Annotated in this window: 17 protein-coding genes and 1 pseudogene; 9 read left to right on the top strand and 9 right to left on the bottom strand. The window is 72.0% G+C overall.

Annotated elements, in window-relative coordinates:
- Positions 1-53 precede the first annotated feature (53 nt).
- Positions 54-848, top strand: a complete 795-nt coding sequence (locus tag ACFPZJ_RS06345; protein WP_381018398.1) for a metal-dependent hydrolase — start codon at positions 54-56, stop codon at positions 846-848.
- A gap of 41 nt (positions 849-889) precedes the next feature.
- Here the strand turns inward: ACFPZJ_RS06345 and ACFPZJ_RS06340 are convergent, their stop codons facing one another.
- The 4 genes from ACFPZJ_RS06340 to ACFPZJ_RS06325 form a co-directional block, all read right to left on the bottom strand.
- The gene (locus ACFPZJ_RS06340; protein ID WP_381018395.1) at positions 890-1,141 is read right to left on the bottom strand and encodes a type B 50S ribosomal protein L31; all 252 of its coding nucleotides are present in this window, start codon (positions 1,139-1,141) and stop codon (positions 890-892) included.
- A gap of 117 nt (positions 1,142-1,258) precedes the next feature.
- Positions 1,259-1,750, bottom strand: a complete 492-nt coding sequence (locus ACFPZJ_RS06335) for a DUF5709 domain-containing protein (RefSeq protein ID WP_381018392.1) — start codon at positions 1,748-1,750, stop codon at positions 1,259-1,261.
- 534 nt (positions 1,751-2,284) lie between these two features.
- Positions 2,285-4,072 carry an ABC transporter ATP-binding protein gene (locus tag ACFPZJ_RS06330; protein ID WP_381018390.1) on the bottom strand — a complete coding sequence of 596 codons (1,788 nt, stop codon included), beginning with the start codon at positions 4,070-4,072 and terminating at the stop codon, positions 2,285-2,287.
- On the bottom strand, positions 4,069-5,874 hold the full coding sequence (locus tag ACFPZJ_RS06325; RefSeq protein WP_381018387.1) for an ABC transporter ATP-binding protein: 1,806 nt from the start codon (positions 5,872-5,874) through the stop codon (positions 4,069-4,071). Before ACFPZJ_RS06325 ends, ACFPZJ_RS06330 begins: the two co-directional genes overlap by 4 nt.
- A 220-nt stretch (positions 5,875-6,094) precedes the next feature.
- On the opposite strand from ACFPZJ_RS06325, the gene ACFPZJ_RS06320 reads away from it, so the two are divergent.
- The 3 genes and pseudogenes from ACFPZJ_RS06320 to ACFPZJ_RS06310 all read left to right on the top strand — a co-directional run bounded on the left by ACFPZJ_RS06320 (position 6,095) and on the right by ACFPZJ_RS06310 (position 10,247).
- Positions 6,095-6,841 carry a L,D-transpeptidase family protein gene (locus ACFPZJ_RS06320; protein WP_381018384.1) on the top strand — a complete coding sequence of 249 codons (747 nt, stop codon included), beginning with the start codon at positions 6,095-6,097 and terminating at the stop codon, positions 6,839-6,841.
- Between the two features lie 53 nt (positions 6,842-6,894).
- Positions 6,895-8,521: pseudogene (locus ACFPZJ_RS06315) on the top strand (peptide-N4-asparagine amidase).
- 169 nt (positions 8,522-8,690) lie between these two features.
- Positions 8,691-10,247: a cation:dicarboxylate symporter family transporter gene (locus ACFPZJ_RS06310; protein ID WP_381018381.1), complete on the top strand. Its 1,557-nt coding sequence runs from the start codon at positions 8,691-8,693 to the stop codon at positions 10,245-10,247.
- A gap of 111 nt (positions 10,248-10,358) precedes the next feature.
- Here the strand turns inward: ACFPZJ_RS06310 and ACFPZJ_RS06305 are convergent, their stop codons facing one another.
- Entirely contained in the window at positions 10,359-10,808 is a 450-nt protein-coding gene (locus ACFPZJ_RS06305; RefSeq protein WP_381018379.1) for a MarR family winged helix-turn-helix transcriptional regulator, read from the bottom strand.
- 104 nt (positions 10,809-10,912) lie between these two features.
- Between ACFPZJ_RS06305 and ACFPZJ_RS06300 the strand changes: the two genes are divergently transcribed.
- Positions 10,913-12,727 carry an ABC transporter ATP-binding protein gene (locus ACFPZJ_RS06300; RefSeq protein WP_381018376.1) on the top strand — a complete coding sequence of 605 codons (1,815 nt, stop codon included), beginning with the start codon at positions 10,913-10,915 and terminating at the stop codon, positions 12,725-12,727.
- A gap of 43 nt (positions 12,728-12,770) precedes the next feature.
- Entirely contained in the window at positions 12,771-13,628 is an 858-nt protein-coding gene (mltG, locus tag ACFPZJ_RS06295; protein WP_381018373.1) for an endolytic transglycosylase MltG, read from the top strand.
- Between the two features lie 12 nt (positions 13,629-13,640).
- Here the strand turns inward: mltG and ACFPZJ_RS06290 are convergent, their stop codons facing one another.
- Positions 13,641-14,711: an NAD(P)-binding domain-containing protein gene (locus tag ACFPZJ_RS06290; protein WP_381018370.1), complete on the bottom strand. Its 1,071-nt coding sequence runs from the start codon at positions 14,709-14,711 to the stop codon at positions 13,641-13,643.
- 165 nt (positions 14,712-14,876) lie between these two features.
- On the opposite strand from ACFPZJ_RS06290, the gene ACFPZJ_RS06285 reads away from it, so the two are divergent.
- Entirely contained in the window at positions 14,877-15,299 is a 423-nt protein-coding gene (locus tag ACFPZJ_RS06285; RefSeq protein WP_381018367.1) for a secondary thiamine-phosphate synthase enzyme YjbQ, read from the top strand.
- A 309-nt stretch (positions 15,300-15,608) separates the two neighbouring features.
- Positions 15,609-17,000 (top strand): cytochrome P450, encoded by a 1,392-nt coding sequence (locus tag ACFPZJ_RS06280; RefSeq protein WP_381018365.1) that lies wholly within the window; start codon positions 15,609-15,611, stop codon positions 16,998-17,000.
- 124 nt (positions 17,001-17,124) lie between these two features.
- Here the strand turns inward: ACFPZJ_RS06280 and ACFPZJ_RS06275 are convergent, their stop codons facing one another.
- A complete protein-coding gene (locus tag ACFPZJ_RS06275) occupies positions 17,125-18,132 on the bottom strand; it encodes a trypsin-like serine peptidase (protein WP_381018362.1) in 1,008 nt (335 codons plus the stop codon).
- A 262-nt stretch (positions 18,133-18,394) separates the two neighbouring features.
- On the opposite strand from ACFPZJ_RS06275, the gene ACFPZJ_RS06270 reads away from it, so the two are divergent.
- Entirely contained in the window at positions 18,395-19,948 is a 1,554-nt protein-coding gene (locus ACFPZJ_RS06270) for an MFS transporter (protein ID WP_381018359.1), read from the top strand.
- Between the two features lie 30 nt (positions 19,949-19,978).
- On the opposite strand, the gene ACFPZJ_RS06265 is transcribed toward ACFPZJ_RS06270, so the two are convergent.
- Both ACFPZJ_RS06265 and ACFPZJ_RS06260 read right to left on the bottom strand, forming a co-directional pair.
- Positions 19,979-21,613 carry a cellulase family glycosylhydrolase gene (locus ACFPZJ_RS06265; protein ID WP_381018356.1) on the bottom strand — a complete coding sequence of 545 codons (1,635 nt, stop codon included), beginning with the start codon at positions 21,611-21,613 and terminating at the stop codon, positions 19,979-19,981.
- 32 nt (positions 21,614-21,645) lie between these two features.
- Complete coding sequence (locus ACFPZJ_RS06260; protein WP_381018354.1) at positions 21,646-22,755, bottom strand: GDSL-type esterase/lipase family protein; 1,110 nt, start codon at positions 22,753-22,755, stop codon at positions 21,646-21,648.
- Positions 22,756-23,147: the final 392 nt, after the last annotated feature.

The raw sequence follows: 23,147 nt of genomic DNA, 5'->3' as shown, positions 1-23,147 counted from the left end.
ACGCACCCGGTCAACTGGACAGCGGCACGCGAGGAATGGGGCGGGCAACGGCAATGATGGGACCAGCACACTCACTCTCGGGCGCCGCCGCCTGGCTCGGCGCCGGTGCCGCGGCCGCCGCGGCCGGGCATCCGATGCCCTGGCCCGTCCTCCTCGTCGGTGCCCTGATCTGCGCCGGCGCTGCCCTCGCCCCGGACCTCGACCACAAGGCGGCGACCATCTCGCGGGCCTTCGGACCGCTGTCGCGCTGGCTGTGCGAGATCGTCGACAAGCTGTCCTACGCCGTCTACAAGGCGACGAAGAAGCAGGGCGACCCGCGGCGCTCCGGCGGGCACCGCACACTCACCCACACCTGGCTGTGGGCCGTCCTGATCGGCGTGGGGACCTCGGTGGTGGCGATCACCGGCGACCGGTGGGGTGTGCTGGGAATCCTCTTCGTGCACATGGTGCTGGCCATCGAGGGACTGCTGTGGCGGGCGACCCGCGGCTCCAGCAGCGACGTCCTGGTCTGGCTGCTCGCCGCGGCCAGCGCGTGGATCCTCGCGGGCGTCCTGGACAAGCCGGGCAACGGCGCCGACTGGCTGTTCACGGCGCCGGGCCAGGAGTACCTGTGGCTGGGCCTGCCGGTGGTGCTGGGCGCGCTGGTGCACGACATCGGGGACGCGCTGACCGTGTCCGGCTGCCCGGTCCTGTGGCCGATCCCGGTGGGCCGCAAGCGCTGGTACCCGGTGGGGCCGCCGAAGGCCATGCGGTTCCGCGCGGGCAGCTGGGTCGAGCTGAAGGTGCTGATGCCGGCGTTCATGGTGCTGGGCGGGGTCGGCTGCGCGGCGGCCCTCAATGTGATCTGACCTCGCGGCGCGGCTCGGGCGGTCCCGCCGTCCCCGGCGGCCTACTGCGACCCGCCGCCGTACCGGCGCTCGAAGCGGGCGACGCGGCCCTCCGAGTCCACCGTGCGCGCCCTGCCTGTGTAGAAGGGGTGACTCGCCGAGGAGATCTCCACGTCCACGACCGGATAGGTCTCGCCGTCGTCCCACTCGATGGTCTGGTCGCTGGTGGCCGTGGACCGGGTCAGGAAAGCGTATCCGGCGGCCCGGTCGCGGAAGACGACGGGGTGGTAGTCGGGGTGCTTGTCCTGCTGCATGGCTGCTCCTCGGACGGCTTGCCGCACTGGGGCGGCAGGGGAAGGCGCGGTCGGACGGGGGTGACCGCGGGGGCGCGGCCGGCCGGACGGGGCGACGGCGCGGGGGCAGCGGCGTGGTCAGCCGGGCGGGTCGGCCGGCAGGGCGTCCTCGTCGACGATGTGCACCGCGGCCTCCTCGGCGGAGGCGGCCGCACCGTCGATGCCGACGTCCCTGGCGACGAGCGCCGGCTCCTCGTCCTCGTGCACCCCCTCGTCCGGAGCCACGAGACGGCCGGAGCGGACGGCCCCGACCTCCTTGTCCAGCAGTTCGCCGTCGGTGCCCTGGACGTCGCCGAGACCGTCGCCGTCGGGCACGGCGGTGTCCGGCAGCTCTTCCGCGAGCCGCTGGTCCAGCGTCTCGCCCCGCAGTCGCTCCGCCGCCGTCACTCCGACGTGGTTCACGGCCCAGGGTCGCTCAGGTGGGGACCAGCCGGGGTCGAGAGGGTCGTCGACGCCCTCGAACGCCAGGGTGTCCTCGGTGTCGAGCAGCCCCGTGTCGTCCTTCTGGTCTTCCTGACCGGGCTGGTAGACGTCGTCTCCCCATCCGTCGGCTCCGTCGGCGTTGTTCACGGCTACCTCCAGGGGGTGGGGGCGGGCCCGCGGTCACCGAGGCACGCACCGGGTCCGCGCCACACGGGGGCACAGGCGCCACCCGTCGCCGAACCGCATCGTTCCGGGCGCTCCCCGAGCCGGTGCCTGACTCCAGACTTCCACCCCGCTTCGGGACCGCGCAACGGCACGCCCGTCGGCCCGGTCCGGCCGTGCCGATCCCCACCCGGGCCCCGAACACCGGCCGTGCCGATCCTGCGTGCCGCGACGGCGTGCCGGTCACCAGTGCCGCGGCGCCTGGGCCGATCCCCACGGCGGGCCTTGCACTCAGCCCGTGCCGGTCACCGGTGCCATGACCGGGTACCGGCCACCGGTGCCACGATCGCGGACCGGTCCCCTCCCGCCGCGACCGCGTGCCGGTTACCGCGTGGCGGTCCTCCGCGCCGCGACCGTGACCAGTCACCGCGTGCCGCGACCGCGTCCGGCCCTCCCGCCGCGACCCGTCACCTGTGCCGCGGCGGCGTGCCGATCACCTGTGCCGCGACCGCGCACCGGTCACCCGTGCCACGACCTCCACAGCGCCGCGTACGCCCCGTCCGCCGCGACCAGCTCGTCGTGGCTGCCCAGCTCGCTGATGCGGCCGTTCTCGACGACGGCGATGACGTCCGCGTCGTGGGCGGTGTGCAGGCGGTGGGCGATGGCGACGACGGTGCGGCCGTCGAGGACCCGGGCCAGGGACCGTTCCAGGTGACGGGCGGCCCGCGGATCGAGCAGGGACGTCGCCTCGTCGAGGACCAGCGTGTGCGGATCGGCCAGCACCAGGCGGGCCAGCGCGACCTGCTGGGCCTGCGCGGGGGTGAGCGCCGTGCCGCCCGAGCCGACCTCGGTGTCCAGTCCGTCGTCCAGCGCCCGCGCCCAGCCGTCCGCGTCGACCGCGCCCAGTGCCGCCCACAGCTCCGCGTCGGTGGCACCGGTGCGCGCCAGCAGCAGGTTGTCGCGCAGGGAGCCCACGAAGACGTGGTGCTCCTGGTTGACGAGGGCCACGTGGGAACGCACCCGCTCCGCGGTCATCCGGGACAGCTCGGCGCTGCCCAGGGTGACCCGGCCGTTACGGGGCGCGTAGATCCCGGCGAGCAGCCGGCCCAGGGTGGACTTGCCCGCGCCGGAGGGGCCGACCAACGCCAGCCGGGTGCCCGGTGCGACCTCCAGGGACACCGCGCGCAGGACGTCCACGCCCTCCAGGTAGCCGAAGCGCACGCGGTCGGCGTGCACGTCACGCCCGTCGGGAACCAGCGCGGGGTCACCGGCGTCCGGTTCGATGTCCCGGACGCCGACCAGCCGGGCCAGCGAGACCTGGGCGACCTGCAGCTCGTCGTACCAGCGCAGGATCAGCCCCACCGGGTCGACCAGCATCTGGGCGATGAGCGCGCCCGTCGTCAGCTGACCGACGCCGATCCACCCCTCAAGGACGAACACACCGCCGACCATCAGGACGGACGCGAGCACGGTCACGTGGGTGAGGTTGACGATGGGGAAGAGCACCGACCGCAGCCAGAGGGTGTAGCGCTCCCAGGCCGTCCACTCCCGGATGCGCCGCTCGGACAGGGCGATGCGGCGGTCGCCGAGGCGGTGGGCTTCGACGGTGCGGCCGGCGTCCACGGTCTCGGCGAGCGCGGCGGCCACGGAGGCGTACCCGGCGGCCTCCGAGCGGTACGCCGCGGGCGCCCGCCGGAAGTACCAGCGGCAGCCGACCACCAGCAGCGGCACGGCGAGCAGCACCGCGGGTGCGAGCGGCGGCGCCGTGACGGCCAGGCCGCCCATCAGCAGCCCGGCCCACACCACACCGATCGTCAGCTGGGGCACGGCCTCACGCATCGCGTTGGCGAGCCGGTCGATGTCCGTCGTGATCCGCGACAGCAGGTCGCCCGTCCCGGCCCGCTCCAGTACGCCCGGCGGCAGTCCGACCGACCGGACGAGGAAGTCCTCGCGCAGGTCGGCCAGCATCCGTTCACCGAGCATCGCGCCGCGCAGCCGCACCTGACGCACGAACACGGCCTGGACGACCAGCGCGGCGACGAACAGCCCGGCGGTCAGTTCCAGGTGCAGCTCCCGCGCCACGGCTCCGTCGGACACCCGCTCCACCAGTCCGCCCAGCAGGTACGGGCCCGCCATCGAGGCGACCACCGCCACCGTGTTGACGGTGACGAGGAGCAGGAGGGCCCGGCGGTGCCGGCGCAGCAGCTCGGCCACGTAGGCGCGGACGGTCGCGGGGGCGCCGACGGGCAGGGTGCCGGCCGTCGTCGGGGCCGCCGGGTCGTACTCCGGTGGCGCCACGCCGATCATGCTGTCTCCTCGATCTCTTCCAGTTCCAGTACGTCGACGAGCCCGGCCCGTTCGCGGACCGGGGCCTCGTCGTCGGTCTCGCGTGTCACGACCGCCCGGTACCGGGGCTCGGTGTTGAGCAGGTCGCGGTGGGCGCCGACCGCCACCACCTCGTCGCCGTGCAGGAACACGACGCGGTCCGCGTGGTCCAGCAGCAGCGGGGAGGAGGTGAAGACCACGGTCGTGCGCCCCGCGCGCAGGTCCCGTAGGCCCTGGGCGATGCGCGCCTCGGTGTGCGAGTCGACGGCCGAGGTCGGCTCGTCCAGGACGAGTACTTCCGGGTCCGTGATCAGCGACCGGGCCAGGGCCAGCCGCTGGCGCTGGCCACCGGACAGGGACCGGCCGCGCTCGGTGATCCGGGCGTCCATCGGGTCCTCGGCGTCCAGCGAGCTCTGCGCGAGCGCCACCAGCACGTCGTCGCACTGCGCGGCCGCCAGGGCCTCGCGCGCCTCGACGTCACCGGAGGCGGGTACGTCGAGCAGGTCGCGCAGTGTGCCCGACAGCAGCACCGGGTCCTTGTCCTGGACGAGGACGGCTGTACGGGCGGTGTCCAGCGGCAACTCGTCGAGCGGCACGCCGCCCAGCAGCACCGAGGGACCCTCCTCCTCGGCGGGGTGGCCGCCCAGCCGCTCCGCCAGCCGTCCGCCCGCGTCCGGGTCGCCGCAGACCACGGCGGTGAGCCCGCCGGTGGGCGCGAGCAGACCGGTGGCCGGGTCGTACAGGTCACCGGAGGGGACGCCGGCCGGGCGTGAGCCCGTGGTGTCGGTGGCCCGCTCCAGTGCCAGTACACCCGCGGCCCGCTTGGCGGAGGGCCGTGAGAAGGAGTACGCCATGGCGATCTCCTCGAAGTGCCGCAACGGGTAGGTGAGGATCATCACCGAGCTGTAGACGGTGACCAGTTCGCCGACGGTGACGCGGCCCTGCCGGGCCAGGTGGACGCCGTACCAGACCACCGCGATCAGCAGCAGCCCCGGCAGCAGGACCTGGACGGCGGAGATCAGGGACCACATGCGGGCGCTGCGCACGGCCGCGTGGCGGACCTCCTGGGAGGCACGGCGGTAGCGGTCGAGGAACAGTTCCTCGCCGCCGATGCCGCGCAGGACGCGCAGGCCGGCGACGGTGTCGGAGGCCAGTTCCGTGGCGCGTCCGGCCTTCTCGCGCTGGATGTCGGCGCGCCGGGTCGCGGGGGGCAGCAGCGGCAGCACCGCGAGCGCCACCACGGGCAGGCCGGCGGCGACGACCACGCCGAGCGCGGGCTGGTAGACGACGAGGCTCACGCAGGCCAGGACGACGGTGAGGGCCGCCGCCGTGAACCGGGACAGCGCTTCCACGAACCAGCCGATCTTCTCCACGTCGCCCGTGGAGACGGCCACGACCTCGCCGGCCGCGACGCGCCGGGTCAGCGCCGAGCCCAACCGGGCGGCCTTGCGCGCCAGCAGCTGCTGGACGCGGGCCGCCGCGGTGATCCAGTTGGTGACGGCGGCGCGGTGCAGGCAGGTCTCGCCGAGGGCGATGGCGGCACCGCACAGCGCCAGCAGCCCGCCCGTCAGGGCGAGTCGTCCGCCGGAGCGGTCGACGACGGACTGGACGGTGAGGCCGACACAGAACGGCAGGGCGGCGACGGCCGCGAAGTGCAGCAGCCCCCAGGCCAGCGACTTGAGCTGTCCGCCCAGCTGATTCCGGAAGAGCCACCACAGGAATCGGGGACCCGAGCGCGCGTCCGGCACTCCCGGGTCGGTGAACGGAAGGTCTTGAATCTGCATGACGTCCCAGTGGCTCGTGTCAGGGTCGAGTGGGGAGAGGAAAGGGGGGAGGGCAGGGGAGCGGGGTGGGTGAGAAGGGATGACGACCCCAAACGGGGCAGCAAACCGTGACAGGTTGGCGTCGGCCCGTGGTCATAAGCAAACGGTTTTCCGCACCACCGCACAGAACCGGCTGCCCCGCGTCACCCGGCCGAGGGGCCCGTGGTGCGAGCATGGGGCGATGAACGGTGCTGCACGGCGGGCGGTGGTCGCGGCCGCGACCCTGGCCTCTCTTCTGACGGCTCTGACGGCTCTGACGGCCTGTGAGGGTGCCGGACACGGCGGCGCGGGAGCCGGAACCGGGGCCGACGCGGCCCCGACCCGCCCGGCCGCCGCCGATCCGGCCCGCATCCCCGGCCTGGGCGACCGGCTCCAGCGGCGGATCCCGTCCGACACCCGCCAGGTCGTCGCGGTCTACGGCGAGGGCAGGAACTCGGCGGACTCCACGGTCGTGCTGTACACGAAGCACGGTGACACCTGGCACCGGGCCCGCGACTGGGCCGCGCACAACGGCAAGAAGGGCTGGACCACCGACCACCACGAGGGCGACAACCGCAGCCCCGTAGGGGTGTTCACCCTCAGCGACGCGGGCGGCGTGCTGCCGGATCCGGGCGCGAAGCTGCCGTACACACGGTCCGACTCGTTCGCCGCGCCGCGCTGGTGGGCCAAGTCGTACTGGCACGACTTCGACTACGTCATCGCCATCGACTACAACCGCGTCAAGGGCACTCCACCGAACGACCCGACCCGTCCCGAAGGCCGGCACAAGGGGGGCGGCATCTGGCTGCACCTGGACCACGGCAGCGGTACGTCGGCCTGTATCAGCCTGTCCAGGCCGGCGATGGAGTACCTGCTGCGCAGGCTCGACCCGGAGCGGCATCCCGTGGTGGTGATGGGGGACAGGGCCCAACTGAAGTCCCGGTCCTAGCGGCAGGCGGGTGCGCCGTTGCGCGGCCGTGTCCGACCCCGTAGAAAGCGGCCATGAAGAGACGGATCGTCGTCTCCATGCTCGCCGGGGGCTCTCCTCGCCGGCACCCTCCTGGGGGCCAGCCCGGCCCGAGCGGCGGACCCTCCCGCCGAGTTCGGCACCGACTGGCACGACCCCCTGACCGCGTCCCCGCCGGTCACCAGGCCCGCCGGCGAGTCCTGTCGGGTGGCGCTCGCCGAGGTGAGGTTCCGGGACTTCACGCCGTACCAGGGGACGTACACACCCCCGCGCGGCTGCGGTGACCGCTGGAGCAAGGTCGTGCTGCGCCTCGACGGCAAGGTCAAGGGGCGGCAGTACGACCGGCTCGGCCAGCTGCGCGTCGGCGGCGTCGAGATCCTCCGCACCTCCACGCCGCAGCCCTCGCCCGACGGCATCGAGTGGTCCGTCGAGAAGGACGTCACCGCTACAGCGACACGTTCCGCGGCGCGCAGGACGTGGAGATGCTCATCGGGAACGTCGTGGACGACACGTACACCGGGATCATCGACGTCAAGGTCACACTGACGTTCTATCAGGGCAGGCCCGCCGCGACGCCCGACCGCGTCCTCACCCTCTCCCACGGCGCCGACGGGGAGACGACCCTGACCACTCCGCGCAACGCGAACGCATCGTCGCCGAGGTGTACGCCACCGGATCCGGCAGCGGATGCGAGGAGTACTGGTACCTGACGGTGCCCGATCCGGCGCCCTGCTCGTGCAAGGCCCGCACGGGCCCCTACCGCGAGGTCCAGATCACGGTGGACGGCCGGCTCGCCGGGATCACCGCGCCGTTCCCGACGGTGTGGACCGGCGGCTGGTCCACCCCCTTCCTGTGGTACGTCATTCCCGGCCCGCGCGCCTTCGACATCAAGCCGATCACCTACGACCTGACGCCCTTCGCCGGGATCCTCAACGACGGCCGCCCGCACCGCGTCGAGGTGTCCGTCGTCGGCGTGCCCGAGGGGCAGAGCGGCTGGAGCGCACCCGTGAACGTGCTCGTCTGGCAGGACGCGCACCGGGCGCACGTCACCGGGAAGCTCACCGGGCACCGGGCGGGCGACCTCACCAACTCCTCCAGCTATACGCCCGGTTCGGGAAACGAGAAACACCGCGTGGACACCGAGGGCCGCCACCGGCTGACCGTCACCGGATACGTGGACACCTCGCACGGCCGCGTCACCACCACCGTCAGCCGCTCGCTGGCGAACACCTTTGCGCACTGCTGGACCGACGGCGAGACCACGGACGGGCTCGACGCCACTGGACCGACGACGAGTCGGTGATCGTCGACGGCCGTGGCCCGGCCCGTACGACGCGCACACGCCGGACGTACACGATGGACGGCACGACCACCCTCGGTGCCGCCGACCGGCTGCCCACCGTCCTGACCCTCGGCGACCGCGCGACGGCCGTCGAGTCGTCCGGCGGCCGGCGCACCTCCTGGTGGCGGCTCGACGACACGTACACGGGCGACGCCACGTACACGGGCGACGCCACGTACACGGTGAACGTCCCGCGCGACCAGCGGCGCGCGGTCGGCACGACGAGCGAGCGCTACCGGCTGCACAGCTCGTTCGGCTGCTACGGCCGCGCGCTGACCACCGTGCAGGGCGTGCTCACGCAGGACCGCAGGGCCTGCTGAGGCCGGTGCTGTGCAGCGCGTCGCCCGGGACCTGATTTACACGATGGAAACACCGAGGTCTTCTGCGGGATCAAGAACACCTCCACAGTGATCGGCACGGAATCCCCTTTCCGTATCGCAAAAGTCCTCTCCGGCTTCTGTGCGTGTCCCTGTTCCCCAAGGAGTGCCCGTGCCGCCGTCCGTCCCGTCCCTGCCGCGACGCGTCGCACGCATACTGCGTACCTCTCTCTTCGCGCAGGTCGCCTGCGCACTCGTGCTCGGCATCGTCGTCGGGAAGCTGTGGCCGGACGCGGCCACGGCCTTCCAGCCGCTCGGCGACGGTTTCACCCGGCTCATCAAGGCGGTGATCTCACCGCTCGTCTTCTGCGTGGTCGTGGTCGGCATCGCCAAGGCCGGTGACCTCAAGGCGTTCGGCCGGATAGGGGTCAAGGCCCTGATCTGGTTCGAGGTCGCCTCCACGGCCGCCCTCGTCATCGGTCTCGTCGCCGCGAACCTCGTCGGTCCCGGCAAGGGCATGAACGTCGACCCGGCCCGCCTGGACGCCTCGGCGGTGGAACAGACGACGGGCGGGGGCCATCTGCCCTCGACGACCGAGTTCGTCCTGAACGCGCTTCCGCAGAGCTTCATCGGCGCCTTCGCCGAGAACGAGCTGCTCCAAGTCCTCGTCCTGGCCTGCCTGGTGGGCGCCGCCCTGCTGCACCTCGGTCACACCAGGGTGCCGAAGATCCTGCCCGCCGTGGAGCAGGCCCAGGAGATCATCTTCGCTGTCGTCGGGTTCATCATGCGCCTCGCACCGCTCGCGGTGTTCGGCGCGATGGCCCACCTCGTGGGCCAGTACGGGCTCGGCGTGATGAAGACGTACGCCAAGCTCATCGTGCTGTGTTACGCGGCGGCGGCCCTGTTCGTCGTGCTGCTGGCCGTCGCCCTCAAGGCGGTCACCGGGCTCAGCCTGTGGAAGTTCCTCCGCTACATCCGCGAGGAGATGCTGCTCGCGCTCGGCACCGCCTCCACCGAGTCCGTCATGCCGCGCGTGATGCAGAAGCTGCGCCGGGCCGGCGCTCGCGACGACGCCGTGGGTCTGGTGCTGCCCACCGGCTACTCCTTCAACCTCGACGGCGCGTCGCTCTACCTGTCCATCGGCACGCTGTTCATCGCCCAGGCGGTGGGCGTGGACCTCAGTCCGGGCCAGCAGATCACCGTGATCCTGGTGCTGATGCTGACCAGCAAGGGCATGGCGGGCATTCCCGGTTCGGCGTTCCTCGCTCTGTCCGCGACCGCCTCGTCCCTGGGTGCCATCCCCGCCGGAGCCGTCGCCCTCCTGCTCGGCGTGGACCGCATCATGGACTCGATGCGCGTCGTGACGAACCTGCTCGGCAACTGCGTCGCCGTCTTCGCGGTGTCCCGCTGGGAGGGCGCACTGGACACGGTGCGGGCGAAGCAGGCGCTGGACGGGGAGAGGGTGGCCGCACCCGACGACGGCAACGGCGACGGCGACGGCAAGGTGGACGACAAGGACGCCGGCGACAGCGGCAACCGCGACGCAAGCACAGGCGGCCGGGGCGGCGTGGACGGGGACGGCGCGGGTGAGGGCGGCGTGCGCCACCGTGCCGTGCCCGACGGCGTCGCGGGTGGAGACGGCCTGCGCGACGGTGCTGTGAGCGGAGACGCCACGGAGTCACCCATCCCCGCTCAGAAGGCGAAGGAGCCCGCGCCCGAAGCCGGCTGAGGTTCTTCGACGGGCCGCGGCCACCGCTCCGGTGACGGGGGAGGTGGCCGCGGCCCGTCGCGCATGCTGGGTCGGCGTGTTCGGGCGGCCGGTCGGACGACTGGCCCGGTGTCAGCAGGAAGGTGCCGGAGCTCCGTCGATCAGGGTGTCCAACAGGCCACCGAGCACCTCGCGCTGCTGGTCCGTCAGCGGGGCCAGGATCTCCTCCGCGGCGGACCTGCGCGCGGCGCGCAGCTCGCGCAGGGCTTTGCGCCCGTCGTCCGTGAGCTCGATGCGGATCACCCGCCGGTTGGCCGGGTCCGGGACCCGCCGCACCTTGCCGTTCGTCTCCAGCCCGTCGACCAGCGTCGTCACGGCCCGGGGCACCACCTCCAGCCGCTCGGCCAGATCGGCCATGCGGGGCGGCGAGCCGTAGTGCGCGAGGGTACGCAACAGCCGGGACTGCGCCGGGGTGATGCCGAGGTCGCGCCGCTCCAGATGGCGTTTCTGGATGCGGTGCACCCGGCGCGTCAGCCGCAGCAACTGCTCGGCGAGCAGGCCGTCGGGGTCGGGGGTGGTCATGCGGGAACAATATCAGGATGCCGTTCATTGTGAGTATAGGTAACAATGAGCTAGGCTCCGTCAGCTCGCGGAAGCCACCCGACGCCCCACCCTCGAAGGAGCCCATGCACCCCGATCACGAACCCGCCTGGACCCCACCCGCCGACGCCGAGGAACAACCCCGGCAGGTGCGCCGCATCCTGCGGCTCTTCCGCCCCTACCGGGGCCGTCTCGCCGTCGTCGGACTGCTCGTCTGTGCCTCGTCGCTGGTCTCGGTCGCCACGCCCTTCCTGCTGAAGGAGATCCTGGACGTCGCGATCCCCCAAGGGCGGACGGGCCTGCTCACCCTGCTCGCGCTCGGCATGATCCTCAGCGCGGTGCTCACCAGCGTCTTCGGCGTGCTGCAGACCCTGATCTCCACGACGGTCGGCCAGCGCGTCATGCACGACCTGCGCACCGCCGTCTACGGACGGCTGCAGCGCATGTCCCTCGCCTTCTTCACGCGCACGCGGACCGGCGAGGTGCAGTCCCGCATCGCCAACGACATCGGCGGCATGCAGGCGACCGTCACCTCCACCGCGACCTCCCTCGTCTCCAACGCCACCAGCGTGATCGCCACGATCGTCGCGATGATCGCCCTCGACTGGCGGCTGACCGTCGTCTCGCTGCTCCTGCTGCCGGTGTTCGTGTGGATCAGCCGCCGCGTCGGCGACGAACGCAAGAAGATCACCACCCGGCGCCAGAAGCAGATGGCCGCGATGGCGGCCACTGTCACCGAGTCGCTGTCCGTGAGCGGCATCCTGCTCGGTCGCACGATGGGCCGCTCGGACTCGCTGACGCGCTCCTTCGCCGAGGAGTCCGAGCAACTGGTCGATCTCGAGGTGCGCTCCAACATGGCCGGCCGCTGGCGCATGGCCGTCATCACGATCGTGATGGCCGCCCTGCCGGCCGTCATCTACTGGACCGCCGGCCTGGCCCTCCAGTTCGGCGGCCCGCAGGTCTCCATCGGCACCATCGTCGCCTTCGTCTCGCTCCAGCAGGGTCTGTTCCGCCCGGCCGTGAGCCTGCTGTCCACCGGCGTCCAGATCCAGACCTCGCTCGCGCTCTTCCAGCGCATCTTCGAGTACCTGGACCTGCCGATCGACATCACCGAGCGCGAGAACCCGGTCCACCTCGACCGGATCAAGGGCGAGATCCGCTTCGAGAACGTCACCTTCCACTACGACGCCGGGAGCGACGAGGAACAGGCACCCGTCCTCGACGGCATCGACATCACCGTCCCGGCCGGCGGCAGCCTCGCGGTCGTCGGGCCCACCGGCGCCGGCAAGTCCACGCTCGGCTATCTGGTGCCACGGCTGTACGACGTCACCGGCGGCCGGGTCACCCTCGACGGGGTCGACGTGCGCGACCTGGACTTCGACACCCTGGCCCGCGCGGTCGGCGTCGTGTCGCAGGAGACGTACCTCTTCCACGCCACGGTCGCCGAGAACCTCCGCTTCGCCAGGCCCGACGCGACCGACGAGGAACTGCACGAGGCCGCGAAGGCCGCCCAGATCCACGACCACATCGCCTCCCTGCCCGACGGCTACGACACGGTCGTCGGCGAGCGCGGCCACCGCTTCTCCGGCGGCGAGAAGCAGCGCCTGGCCATCGCCCGCACCATTCTGCGCGATCCGCCGGTCCTCATCCTCGACGAGGCCACCAGCGCACTGGACACCCGTACCGAGGCCGCCGTCCAGAAGGCCATCGACGCGCTGTCGGCCAATCGCACCACCCTCACCATCGCCCACCGGCTGTCCACCGTTCGGAGTGCCGACCAGATCGTGGTCCTCGACTCCGGCCGCGCCGTCGAACGGGGCACGCACGAGGAGCTGTTGGATCGGGAGGGGCGCTATGCGGCCCTCGTACGCCGGGACGCTCAACTCGAACCGACAAGATGAAGATATGCCGGGTTTGTGGCGGTATGCGAGTTACCGTGCCCGCATGCAGACGAACATTCCGCCACGGAGCACGAGGCGCACGAGGAGCACGATCCGACTGACCCGCCGGGGCCGTCTCGTCCTCATCGCGACCGGGGCCGTCGTGGCCGGTACCGCCGTGGCGGTGCCGTTGCTGACGCTGGGCGGCGACGAGGAAGCCAGGCCGACCACGCTGGCCGTCCCCGAGGGCTGGCGTGCGAGCCAGGTGTACGCCGCCGTCGACAAGGCCCTCGCCCTGCCCCCGGGCACCGCGAGGAAGTCCCTCGCCAAGGCCGATCTGAAGCTGCCGAACGACGCCGAGGGCAACCCCGAGGGCTACCTCTTCCCGGCGACCTATCCGCTCGACGACAGGGCGACGCCCGAGAAGCTGCTGTCGCTCATGGTCGACACCGCCAACAAGAAGTTCAACGGCGCCCCCATCGCCGCCGGCGCCCAGCGCAACGCGATGAACGTCTACCAGGCGGTCACCATCGCAAGCATCGTCCAGGCGGAGGCCGCGACCAAGGCCGACATGGGCAAGGTGGCCCGGGTGATCTTCAACCGTCTCGAACGCGGCATGCCGCTCCAGATGGACTCCACGATCAACTACGCCCTCAACCGCTCCACCCTCAGGACCACCGCCGGTGACACCCGGATCGACAGCCCCTACAACTCGTACCAGCGCATGGGACTGCCGCCCACGCCCATCGCCAACCCCGGCGAGGAGGCCCTGCGGGCCGCGATCAACCCGACGCCGGGCGACTGGCTGTACTTCGTCACGGTCAAGCCGGGCGACACCCGCTTCACCGCGAACTACGCGGAACGCCAGCGCAACGTCGCCGAGTTCAACGCCCAGCAGAAGAGCACACCGCCGGCGAGGTGACCGGGCGGGGCCTCACGCGGCGGCGGCCGGCTCCCCGGCCAGCAGCCGCCTGATGTCCCGCACGGCCGCACGTCCGGCCCGGTTGGCGCCGATGGTGCTGGCGGACGGCCCGTAGCCGACGAGGTGGATCCGCGGATCGGCCACCGCCCGTGTTCCCTCGACCCGGATGCCGCCGCCGGGCTCGCGCAGCCTGAGCGGTGTGAGGTGGTCGACGGCGGCCCGGAAGCCGGTCGCCCACAGGATGACGTCGGCGTCGACGCGCCGCCCGTCCTTCCACTCCACCCCGGCCGGTGTGATCCGGTCGAACATGGGCTGCCGGTCCAGGACACCGTCCGCGATGCCCTGCCGGACGGCGTCGTTCAGCGGCAGCCCCGTGACCGAGACCACGCTCTTCGGCGGCAGCCCCTGCCGCACCCGCTCCTCCACGAGCGCGACGGCCGCCCGGCCCGCGTTCTCGTCGAAGGGACCCTCCCGGAAGACCGGTGGCCGCCGGGTCACCCAGGTGGTGGCCGCCGCGTACGGGGCGATCTCCAGCAGATGCTGCGTGCCGGACGCGCCACCGCCCACCACCACGACCCGCTGCCCGGCGAACTCCTCGGGCCCCGCGTACTGCGCGGTGTGCAACTGCCGCCCCCGGAAGGTTTCCTGACCCGGATAGCGCGGCCAGAACGGCCGGCCCCAGGTGCCGGTCGCGTTGATCAGCGCCCGGGTGGCCCACACGCCGTCGGAAGTCTCCACGAGCAGCCGTCCGTCCAGGCCGTCACGCACGGCCCGTACGTCGACGGGACGCCGTACCCGCAGGTCGAAGGTGCGCTCGTACCTGTCGAAGTACTCGGTGATCACCTCGGCGGAGGGCCGCGCCGGGTCGGCGTCCGTCAGTTCCATGCCGGGCAGCGAGTGCATCCCGTGCACCTTGCCGTACGTCAGCGACGGCCAGCGGAACCGCCAGGCGCCGCCCGGGCCGGGGGAGTGGTCCAGCACGACGAAGTCGCCTCCGGGCTCGAACCCGGTGCGGCGCAAATGATAGGCGCTGGACAGTCCGGCCTGACCGGCGCCGATGACGACGACCTCAGTGTTGTTCACGCTTCTACCAACCATGCCGGGTGCGTGGATCTTCCCGAGGCGTCGACGCTCGCGGCGCGTGATCTTCCCGAGGCGTCGGCGGCCGCAGACGCCCGGGGCAGGGCCGCTGTCGCGACCGGGCGCCCGCTCCCGGTCGCGGCCCGACGGGTGCGCCAGGATGGAAGCATGTCTGATGCCTTCACCACCCGAGTCCTGAACGTCACCACCGGTTCGAAGGAGCGGGTCGTCGACCTCACCCGCGACTGCGAGTCCTTCCTGCGGGAGGTCGCCTCGGGCCGCGACGGCCTGCTCAACCTCTTCGTCCCGCACGCCACGGCCGGCATCGCCGTCATCGAGACGGGCGCGGGCAGTGACCACGACCTGCTGGCCGCCCTGCACACCCTCCTGCCCGCCGACGACCGCTGGCAGCACCGCCACGGCAGCCCCGGCCACGGCCGCGACCACGTGCTCCCGGCTTTCGTCCCGCCGCACGCGACTCTGCCGGTGGTCGGCGGACGGCTGGAGCTCGGGACATGGCAGTCGGTGTGCCTCGTGGACACCAACCGGGACAACCCCGACCGCAAGGTGCGGTTGAGCTTCCTCGGTTGAGCGGGAAATGGGGCAGAAGAAGGGGTCAGGGGAATCGGTCGGCCGCAGGGGTGGGAATGTGAGCTCCGGATGGGCGATCTGTGCGGATCTCATGTCCGGGCCCGCCCGCCCCGCGTGCCTTTCGGTGCCGGCTCTCCGGCGAGCTGCCCGGCACCGGCGCACACTCCGGACAAACCGTCATCCTGTGCCCAACCCTGAGTCCCGCCCCCGTCGTTCGCCGTGCGGACACCCTGAGGTAGGGTCCCCACCGTTTCCAGCCACCGCCTGGTAGTGAACCAGGTACGGGGAGTGTCGGAGGGCGGCAAGAGGATGGAATCCCGGTTGGGTGAGAGCGTGGACGTGGACGACACCCGGTTGGAGGAGCTGGCTCCCGAACCGCTGCTGACCCGCGACTACGAGACGCGCCCCTCACTCGTGTACGAGCGGCTGAGGCAGCGGCACGGTCCGGTCGCGCCGGTCGACCTGCTGGGTGTCCCCGCGTGGCTGGTTCTCGGCTACCGCGAGGCGCTCCAGGTGCTCCAGGACGACGACGGGTGGCCGAAGGGACTGGAGAACTGGCGGGCCCGCTCCGAGGGCAGAGTGCCGGCCGACTGGCCCCTCGGCCCCTCTCTCGAGGTCAACCACGTACTGATCCAGGGCGGCCCCGGCTACCGGCAGTTGCGCACGGCGTGGGACGCGGCCCTCAAGCCGTTCCAGGACCCGGGTCACCCGCAGGCGAAGCGCCTGCGGACGGCCGTCACCGCCTACGCCGACGAACTGATCACCTTGATGGGGCAGGGCGGCGGCACGGGCGTGGCCGACCTGTCCGCCCAGTTCTCCCGGCCGCTGCCGCTGATGGTGGCCAGCCATCTGCTCGGCTTCCCCGGTTCACAGGGCGACGACGCCCTGATGGACATGTGGCGGGTGCTCGACGCGGGCCCGGACGCCGAACCCGCCCTGGACCGGCTGCTGGCGACACTGGCGGAACTGGCGGCGGTGAAGCTGAGGGAGCCGGGGGAGGACTTCCCCTCCTACCTGCTGGAGGCGCACCCCGACCTGTCCCTGGACGAACTGGCCCGTGAGCTGTTCATGCTGCTGGGCATGACGTCCGACCACGTCGGCATCCTCATCTCCAACACCGTGGTCGAGGTCATCTCCGGTGAGGGCGGCGTACGCGCCAGTCTGTCCGCCGGGATGGTCAGGGAGACCATGAACCGGGTGGTCATGCGCAAGCCGCCGCTGGTGAACTTCGTGCCGCGCTTCGCCGCCAAGGACACCCCGCTCGGCAACTACACGATCCGGCAGGGCGACCCGGTGTGGGTCTCCTCCGCCGCCGCGCACGCCGACCCGCTCTTCGCCGACCACGTGGCGGCGGGCAGCGCGATCAGCACCCGGGCCCACCTGTCCTGGGGAGCGGGCAGCCGCCAGTGCCCGGCCCGCGAGCTGGCCTCGACGGTCGCGGCGGTCGGCGTGGCCCGCGTCTTCGAGCGGTTCTCCCACCTGGACCTCGCCCTCCCGGCCGACCAGCTGCCGTGGCGCTCCTCGCCGTTCATGCGCGGCCTGCGCTCGCTGCCCGTACGGTACGAACTCGCCGCGCAGGCCGGGCAGCCGGCGGGGGACGAACCGGAACCCGAGGCCGCCGCTGTGGTGCCGGACGCGTCCGCCCGGCAGCGGTCGTCGCTGTGGCGGTACCTCACGGGGCTGATCCGCGCCGGCCGCTGATTCCTGGCCACGTGGCGGGCGAGGGTCCGCGGGGCCACCCCAGGCGGGTCGCACCGCCAGGTTCGGCGGTTGACGACGTGCCGCACGGGAGCCGGACGGCTCCCGTGCGGGGCGCGCCGGCGGCTCAGGAGGACTGGGCCGTCTGGTACAGCTTCTGCGCGTCCGCTCCGAAGTACGGGCCGTACATGGCGGTCGGCAGGAAGTTGTACTTGAAGCTGTTCACCGAGGACTGCAGCCCTCGCCCGGTGGCCTCGTCGAACTGCGTGAACCACGGGCCGCCGCTGGACCCGCCGGTCATGTCGCAGGTCAGGCCGTGGTCGCTGGACAGCAGGAAGTCCCGGTACGTGGTGCCGCTGCAGTAGATGAACTTCTCGCCGTCGTAGGGAGCGGCGGCGGGGAAGCCGAAGGCGTACATGGCCTTGTTGTAGCCGGTGTTGAAGGCCAGGCCCTGGCCGCCGACGACATCCGTCAGCCTCTTGCCCTCCAGCGGGGCGACCACGGCCGCGCCGATGTCGTAGTTGATGTCCTCACTGGCCGTCCACTGCGGCGTGGACAGGGTCTTGGCCGCCGCCCACTTGCCGTACGGGGCCTGACCGTCGTGGTAGCCGGGTACGAACACCCAGTTGGTGTGCCAGGAGCCCTCCAGCTTCACGCAGTGGCCGGCGGTCATGACCGTGCTCTTGTTGGCGCTGGTGACCGCGTTGCCGGAGCAGGAAGCGGTGCGGCCCTGGTAGGTGAAGAACACCCGCCCCGCGGTCTGCACCACGGCCCCGCCCCCGGTCCAGGGGCCACCGCTGTGGGGGAACGCCAGGGTCCCGACGGTGGAGGCCGGCGCGCTGGGCGCGACGAGGGTCTTCTTGCCCTTGCGCGGGGTCGACGCCCGCACGTCGGAGCGGTCGACGGACAGGACGTCGAGCGGACTGGCCTGACGCATCCGCTGAGGGGTCCAGAAGTTGAGGGCGCGTTCCTGGGCCGAGAGCGCCACCGCTCCCGGTTCCGGTCCGGCGGCGCTCGCCGGCCCGGCGGTGACGCCCGTGGCCAGCAGTGCGGTCACGCCGGCCAGAGCGCCGAGCACGGTGCGACGAGCACGCGGGCCGTCGGATGAGCGAAGTCTGCGGAGGCTGCCTATCACGCGGTCTCCTTCTGCGGTGGGGCCCGGGCGGCGGGAAACGTCCGCCCGGGGCAGACAGGGGTGTCACTGCGCAGTGCGGAGGGCAGCGTGCCATCAGCGGCGTGGTTTGGACAGGTGCACGTCATGACGATGACCGAAAAGGCACAGAGTCTGTGCACCGGGGACACGGAAGGAGCGCACAGGGGACGGGCGGTGATCGAGTGGTCCCGCACCCGGGCCGGGCGTACGGTCGAACGGTGGCCCCCCGAAAGGGCGACATGCCATGAGCAGCCGACCCCAGCCGACCTCCGCACCGCAGACCACCGCCCAGGAAGCCGGCGGTGGCGGAAACGCGATGGCGCTGCTGGTCATCGCGTCATGCCAGCTGATGGTGGTGCTGGACATCACCATCGTGAACATCGCGCTGCCGCACATCCAGCGGTCCCTGGACTTCTCCACCACGAGCCTGTCCTGGGTGGTCAACGCCTACACACTCACCTTCGGCGGTCTGCTGCTGCTCGGCGGCCGGGCCGGTGACATCCTCGGCAGACGCCGCGTGTTCGTCTTCGGCGTGCTGCTGTTCGTACTCGCCTCCCTGCTCGGCGGGTTCGCCCAGAACGCCGGTCAACTCCTCGCCGCGCGCGCCCTGCAGGGCGTCGGCGGCGCCATCGCGTCCCCGACCGCGCTCTCCCTGGTCAGCACGACCTTCCGGGAAGGACCCCAACGCAACCGGGCGTTCGGCGTCTTCGCCGCGGTGTCGGCCGGCGGCGGCGCGATCGGGCTGCTCGCGGGCGGGATGCTCGTCGAGTGGCTGAACTGGCGCTGGGTACTGTTCGTCAACGTCCCGATCGGGCTGCTCGTCGCCCTGGCCACGCCCCGCTGGATCAGGGAGTCCGAACGCCACCCCGGACACTTCGACATCACCGGCGCGCTGACCTCCACCATCGGCATGGTGCTGTTGGTGTACGGGTTCATCAGGGCCGCGCAGGACGGCTGGCGGGACACGCTCACGCTGGTGTCGTTCGCCACGGCCGTCGTCGTCCTCTCGGTGTTCGTCCTCGTGGAGCGCAGGTCCAGGCAGCCGATCACGCCGCTGCACATGTTCGCCGACCGCAACCGCGCGGGCACGTACGGCATCATGCTGTGCCTGGCCGCCGCGATGTTCGGCATGTTCTTCTTCCTCACGCTCTTCGTGCAGAACGTGCTCGACTTCAGCCCGTTGCAGGCGGGGCTCGCCTTCCTGCCGGTCAGCGCGGTCATCGCGATCGGCGCCGGGCTGGCCTCCCGGTTCCTGCCCGTGCTCGGCCCCAAGCCGTTCATGGTGGTGGGCGCGATCCTGGCGGCGGCGGGCCTGGCCTGGCTCACGCTGACCGATGTGCACTCCACCTACGCGGGCAGCGTCCTCGGCCCGATGCTGGTGTTCAGCCTCGGCATGGGCATGGAGTTCGTCTCGCTGACCCTGATGGCGCTCTCCCACGTCCCCACACGGGAGACGGGCGCGGCCTCCGGGCTCCTCAACGTCACCCAGCAGGTCGGCGGCTCCCTCGGACTGTCCATCCTGGTCACGATGTTCGGCACGGCCAGCAGGAACGAGGCGGAGAACCAGGTCCCGCGCTTCCTGCAGCAGGCCACACCGGCCGAACGGCTGCGGTTCCAACGCACCGGGGAGCTCCCTGGACGCTGGGCCGACGAGGTGCTCACCGCCGGGGTCTCGGCCGCCTTCGTCATGGCGGCCGTCTTCACCGTCCTCGCCGCGCTGATCGCCGTCGTCGCCGTCCAGGTCCGCCCCTCCGACCTGGAACGGCTCAAGGGCGGTGCGGGGTCCGGCCCGCTGTGAGGCCGGACCCCTCGCCCTGGGCCCTTCGGGTCAGCCCGCCGTGCAGGCGGAACCGTTGAGCGTGAACGCGCCGGGGGCCGGGTTCGCGGAGCCCTTGGTGGCCGTGAAGCCGAGGGTCACCGAGCCCGCCGCCGGGATCGCCGCCGTGTACGACGCGGAGGTGACGGTGACCTCCGAGCCGGCCTGCGTGGCCGTGCCGCCCCACAGGTTCGTGATGCGCTGGCTGTCGGGGAACGTCCAGCGCAGCGTCCAGCCGTTGATCGCCGAGCTGCCCGTGTTGCGCAGGACGATCTCCCCCTGGAAGCCGCCGGGCCACTCGCCCGTCACCCGGTAGGTCACGCCGCAGCCCGCCGATGTGCCGCCGGGCGCGGTGGTGACCGCGGCCGTGCCGGAGCGCGGCGAGCGGTTGCCGGCGGCGTCACGGGCGTAGACGGCGAAGGTGTAGGAGGTCGACGGGGCGAGGCCGGTGAGGGTGACGGAGGTGCGTGCCGTGGTCGTGGTGACGGTCTCGGTGCCGCCGCTGACGCGGACGACGTCATAGCCGGTGACGCCCGTCGCGTCCGTGGAGGCGGCCCATGTCAGGGTCACCGACGAGGAAGTCACCGACGAGGCGGTCGGGGTGCCGGGAGCGGTCGGGGGCGTGGTGTCGCCGCCCCCGCCGGAGGAGTAGATGTCGGCCTCCTCGGAGGTGGCCGCGATGCCGTCCGCCCCGTCGAAGATCCGCCGGCCCCACGGGGTGAGCTGGTTCGGGTCGAAGTTGGTCACCATGTCCAGGTACTCGACCCCGCCGCCGTTGCCGCTCCAGGACCAGCCGAGGTAGCCGAGGCCGAGCTGCCGCGTCACGGCCAGGATGGCGTTCTCGTCGGGGTTGCCGTCCGAGTGGTCGTGGCCGAACTCGCCCACGACGATGGGCAGTTCCGCGGCGACGAAACGGTTCAGATAGTCGCTGACCTCGGCGGCGGTGTCGAAGACGCCGTACATGTGGATAGAGAACACCGTGTTGGCGTCCGGGTCGGCGGCGAACACCGACGCCGCGTTGTCACGCATCGTGAACGCCCAGTCCTGGCCCCAGTTGGGCGCGTCGACCATGATCGTGTGGTTGAATCCGGCGCCTCGCAGCTTCTGGATGGCCGCCTTGGTGTCGGCCGTCCAGTTCGCGTAGTCGGTGTTGCCGTACGGCTCGTTGCCGATGTTGACGATGACGTAGTCCTCCTGGCCCGCCAGGGCGCTTCGCACGCTGATCCAGTAGTCGGCGGCACGGGAGAGGGTGACGGCTCCGCTCTGCTCGCCGTAGCCCGTGGTGTCGTGCACCTCCAGCACACAGATGAGCCGGTTCCGCTTGCACTGGGCGACGACGTTCGCCACGTCGGCGGTGTCGTTGCGGGTCCAGCGGTCACCGCTGGAGAGGACCACGCGGACCGTGTTGGCGCCCTTGGCCTTGATATGGGCCAGGGAGCTGATCCGGTCCGCGTACCAGGTGTGGGCGTGGTTGACGCCGCGCATCACGAAGTCGTTGCCGGAGGCCTCCAGCAGCCGGCCGTTCGCGACGCGGAACCCGGTGGGCGCCGCGTGCGCCGACGGCGTGGCGGCGGACAGCAGGGAGAGGAGCAGCCCCAGAAGGGCGGCCGCGACGGCGGCCACGCGCGGGGCGGTGGGGGATCTCATGGCGGCTCCAGGAGTGGGGTGAGGGACGCGCTTCAGGAGGTCTTCGGCGCGCAGGTGACGCTCGCCGACGGCGTGCCCGCCGCGGCCGGGGCGGTCGCGAGGAAGCCGAAGGTGGCGCTCGCGCCCGGCGCCAGGGCGCCGTTCCACGCCGCGTTGCCGACGGTGGCCGTGCCGTCGGCGGCCGTGGTGAGGGTTCCGCTCCAGACCTGCGCGACCCGTGCGCCGCCGGCCGGCACGACGGTCGTGGTCCAGCCCCGGACGGCGGAGGCGGAGGTGTTGGTCACCGTCACCTCGCCCTGGTAGCCGCCCTGCCAGACGGACACGGCCCGGAAGGACGCGGTGCAGCCGGACTCACCGCCGCCCGGGTCGCCGGGGTCGCCGGGATCACCCGGACCGCCGGGGTCCGTCGCGTCGAGAAGCGCGGCCAGGGCCGGATACCAGCGGGCGGCGATCTTCTGGTCGCCGGAGGCGTTGGGGTGGACGCCGTCGTAGGTGTCGGTGGCCGTGCTGAACCCCGACCACTGGTCGACCACGGTCACGGGAGAGCGGCTGGTGCTCGTCGCCCTGGCCCAGGCGGGGATCCGCGCGTTGAGGTCGGCCACGCGCTGCGCGCAGGCCGGGCAACTGGCGGGGTTCATCGGGATGAGCTGGGCGACGAGGACCTTCATGTCCGGGTTGCTGTCCCGCATCTGCGTGACGAGCTCGGTGTAGGCGGCGAGGATCCGGTCGGGGGCGATGCTGCTCCACACGTCGTTCGTGCCGAAGTGCATGACAACGATGTCCGGACGGGTCGCCGCGAGCCGGGCGGGGAGCAGGTTCTGGTCGGCCACACGGGTCACCAGTTCGCCGCCGTGCCCCTCGTTGTCGCCGTCGTGGGGCTGTCCGCAGCCCTGCGGGCCGAGGGTGCCCACGAAGTCGATGCCCGTGTACCCGTTGCTTTGCAGCCGGTTCCACAGCAGCGCCCGCCAGCAGCCGGGGGAGCCGGTGATGGAATCGCCCAGCGGCATGACGCGGACCGGGTCCGTCGCCGGAGCGGCCGCGGCGCGCGGGGCGGCCGTCAGCCCGTAGGGCAGGAGCAGGGCGGCCAGGAAGCCGAGAATCAGCGTGATCCGTAAGTGCGGCGTTCGGCGGGTGCTGCGCATGGTGTTCCCTTCCCTTGGCGAGGTGGGAGCGCTCCCATGAGGACATCAAGCCATCGTTGTCATTTACGCGTCAAGACATCGGCGCCGGGTGCTGGTCCGAAGCGGGAGGAGCCGCAGGTGGAGGCCGTCCGCCGGACGGCACCTGGGGGGCGCCTGGGTCCGCCCCATCGCGAACGCGGCCGCGCCGGTGGCCGCAGCGCCTGCCGCTGACGGTGCGCCAGCGCGGCGATGCGCGCGGAGGAGCCCTCGGGCGCGTGCGGCGAAGTGTCCCCCGGTCCGGATGTCGTCGCCTCCATGGTCACAACCACCTCCGAAGTGGTTGCCGAATACGGCAGCGACGCGGCGGAGGCGGATCGCCCGTCTGTGTGGGGGAGTTGAGTCCTCCGGCCCGG

Source organism: Streptomyces bullii (assembly GCF_042657145.1).
Taxonomy (GTDB): domain Bacteria; phylum Actinomycetota; class Actinomycetes; order Streptomycetales; family Streptomycetaceae; genus Streptomyces; species Streptomyces bullii.
This window is presented reverse-complemented; position numbering and strand designations above follow the sequence as displayed.

Excerpts from the sequence above, each read along its gene's own strand:
- ACFPZJ_RS06270 (WP_381018359.1), top strand. The coding sequence starts at position 18,395 with ATGAGCAGCCGACCCCAGCCGACCTCCGCACCGCAGACCACCGCCCAG.
- ACFPZJ_RS06320 (WP_381018384.1), top strand. The coding sequence starts at position 6,095 with ATGAACGGTGCTGCACGGCGGGCGGTGGTCGCGGCCGCGACCCTGGCC.
- ACFPZJ_RS06330 (WP_381018390.1), bottom strand. The coding sequence starts at position 4,072 with ATGATCGGCGTGGCGCCACCGGAGTACGACCCGGCGGCCCCGACGACG.
- ACFPZJ_RS06325 (WP_381018387.1), bottom strand. The coding sequence starts at position 5,874 with ATGCAGATTCAAGACCTTCCGTTCACCGACCCGGGAGTGCCGGACGCG.
- ACFPZJ_RS06265 (WP_381018356.1), bottom strand. The coding sequence starts at position 21,613 with ATGAGATCCCCCACCGCCCCGCGCGTGGCCGCCGTCGCGGCCGCCCTT.
- mltG (WP_381018373.1), top strand. The coding sequence starts at position 12,771 with ATGCAGACGAACATTCCGCCACGGAGCACGAGGCGCACGAGGAGCACG.
- ACFPZJ_RS06300 (WP_381018376.1), top strand. The coding sequence starts at position 10,913 with ATGCACCCCGATCACGAACCCGCCTGGACCCCACCCGCCGACGCCGAG.
- ACFPZJ_RS06305 (WP_381018379.1), bottom strand. The coding sequence starts at position 10,808 with ATGACCACCCCCGACCCCGACGGCCTGCTCGCCGAGCAGTTGCTGCGG.
- ACFPZJ_RS06280 (WP_381018365.1), top strand. The coding sequence starts at position 15,609 with ATGGAATCCCGGTTGGGTGAGAGCGTGGACGTGGACGACACCCGGTTG.
- ACFPZJ_RS06340 (WP_381018395.1), bottom strand. The coding sequence starts at position 1,141 with ATGCAGCAGGACAAGCACCCCGACTACCACCCCGTCGTCTTCCGCGAC.
- ACFPZJ_RS06345 (WP_381018398.1), top strand. The coding sequence starts at position 54 with ATGATGGGACCAGCACACTCACTCTCGGGCGCCGCCGCCTGGCTCGGC.
- ACFPZJ_RS06285 (WP_381018367.1), top strand. The coding sequence starts at position 14,877 with ATGTCTGATGCCTTCACCACCCGAGTCCTGAACGTCACCACCGGTTCG.
- ACFPZJ_RS06260 (WP_381018354.1), bottom strand. The coding sequence starts at position 22,755 with ATGCGCAGCACCCGCCGAACGCCGCACTTACGGATCACGCTGATTCTC.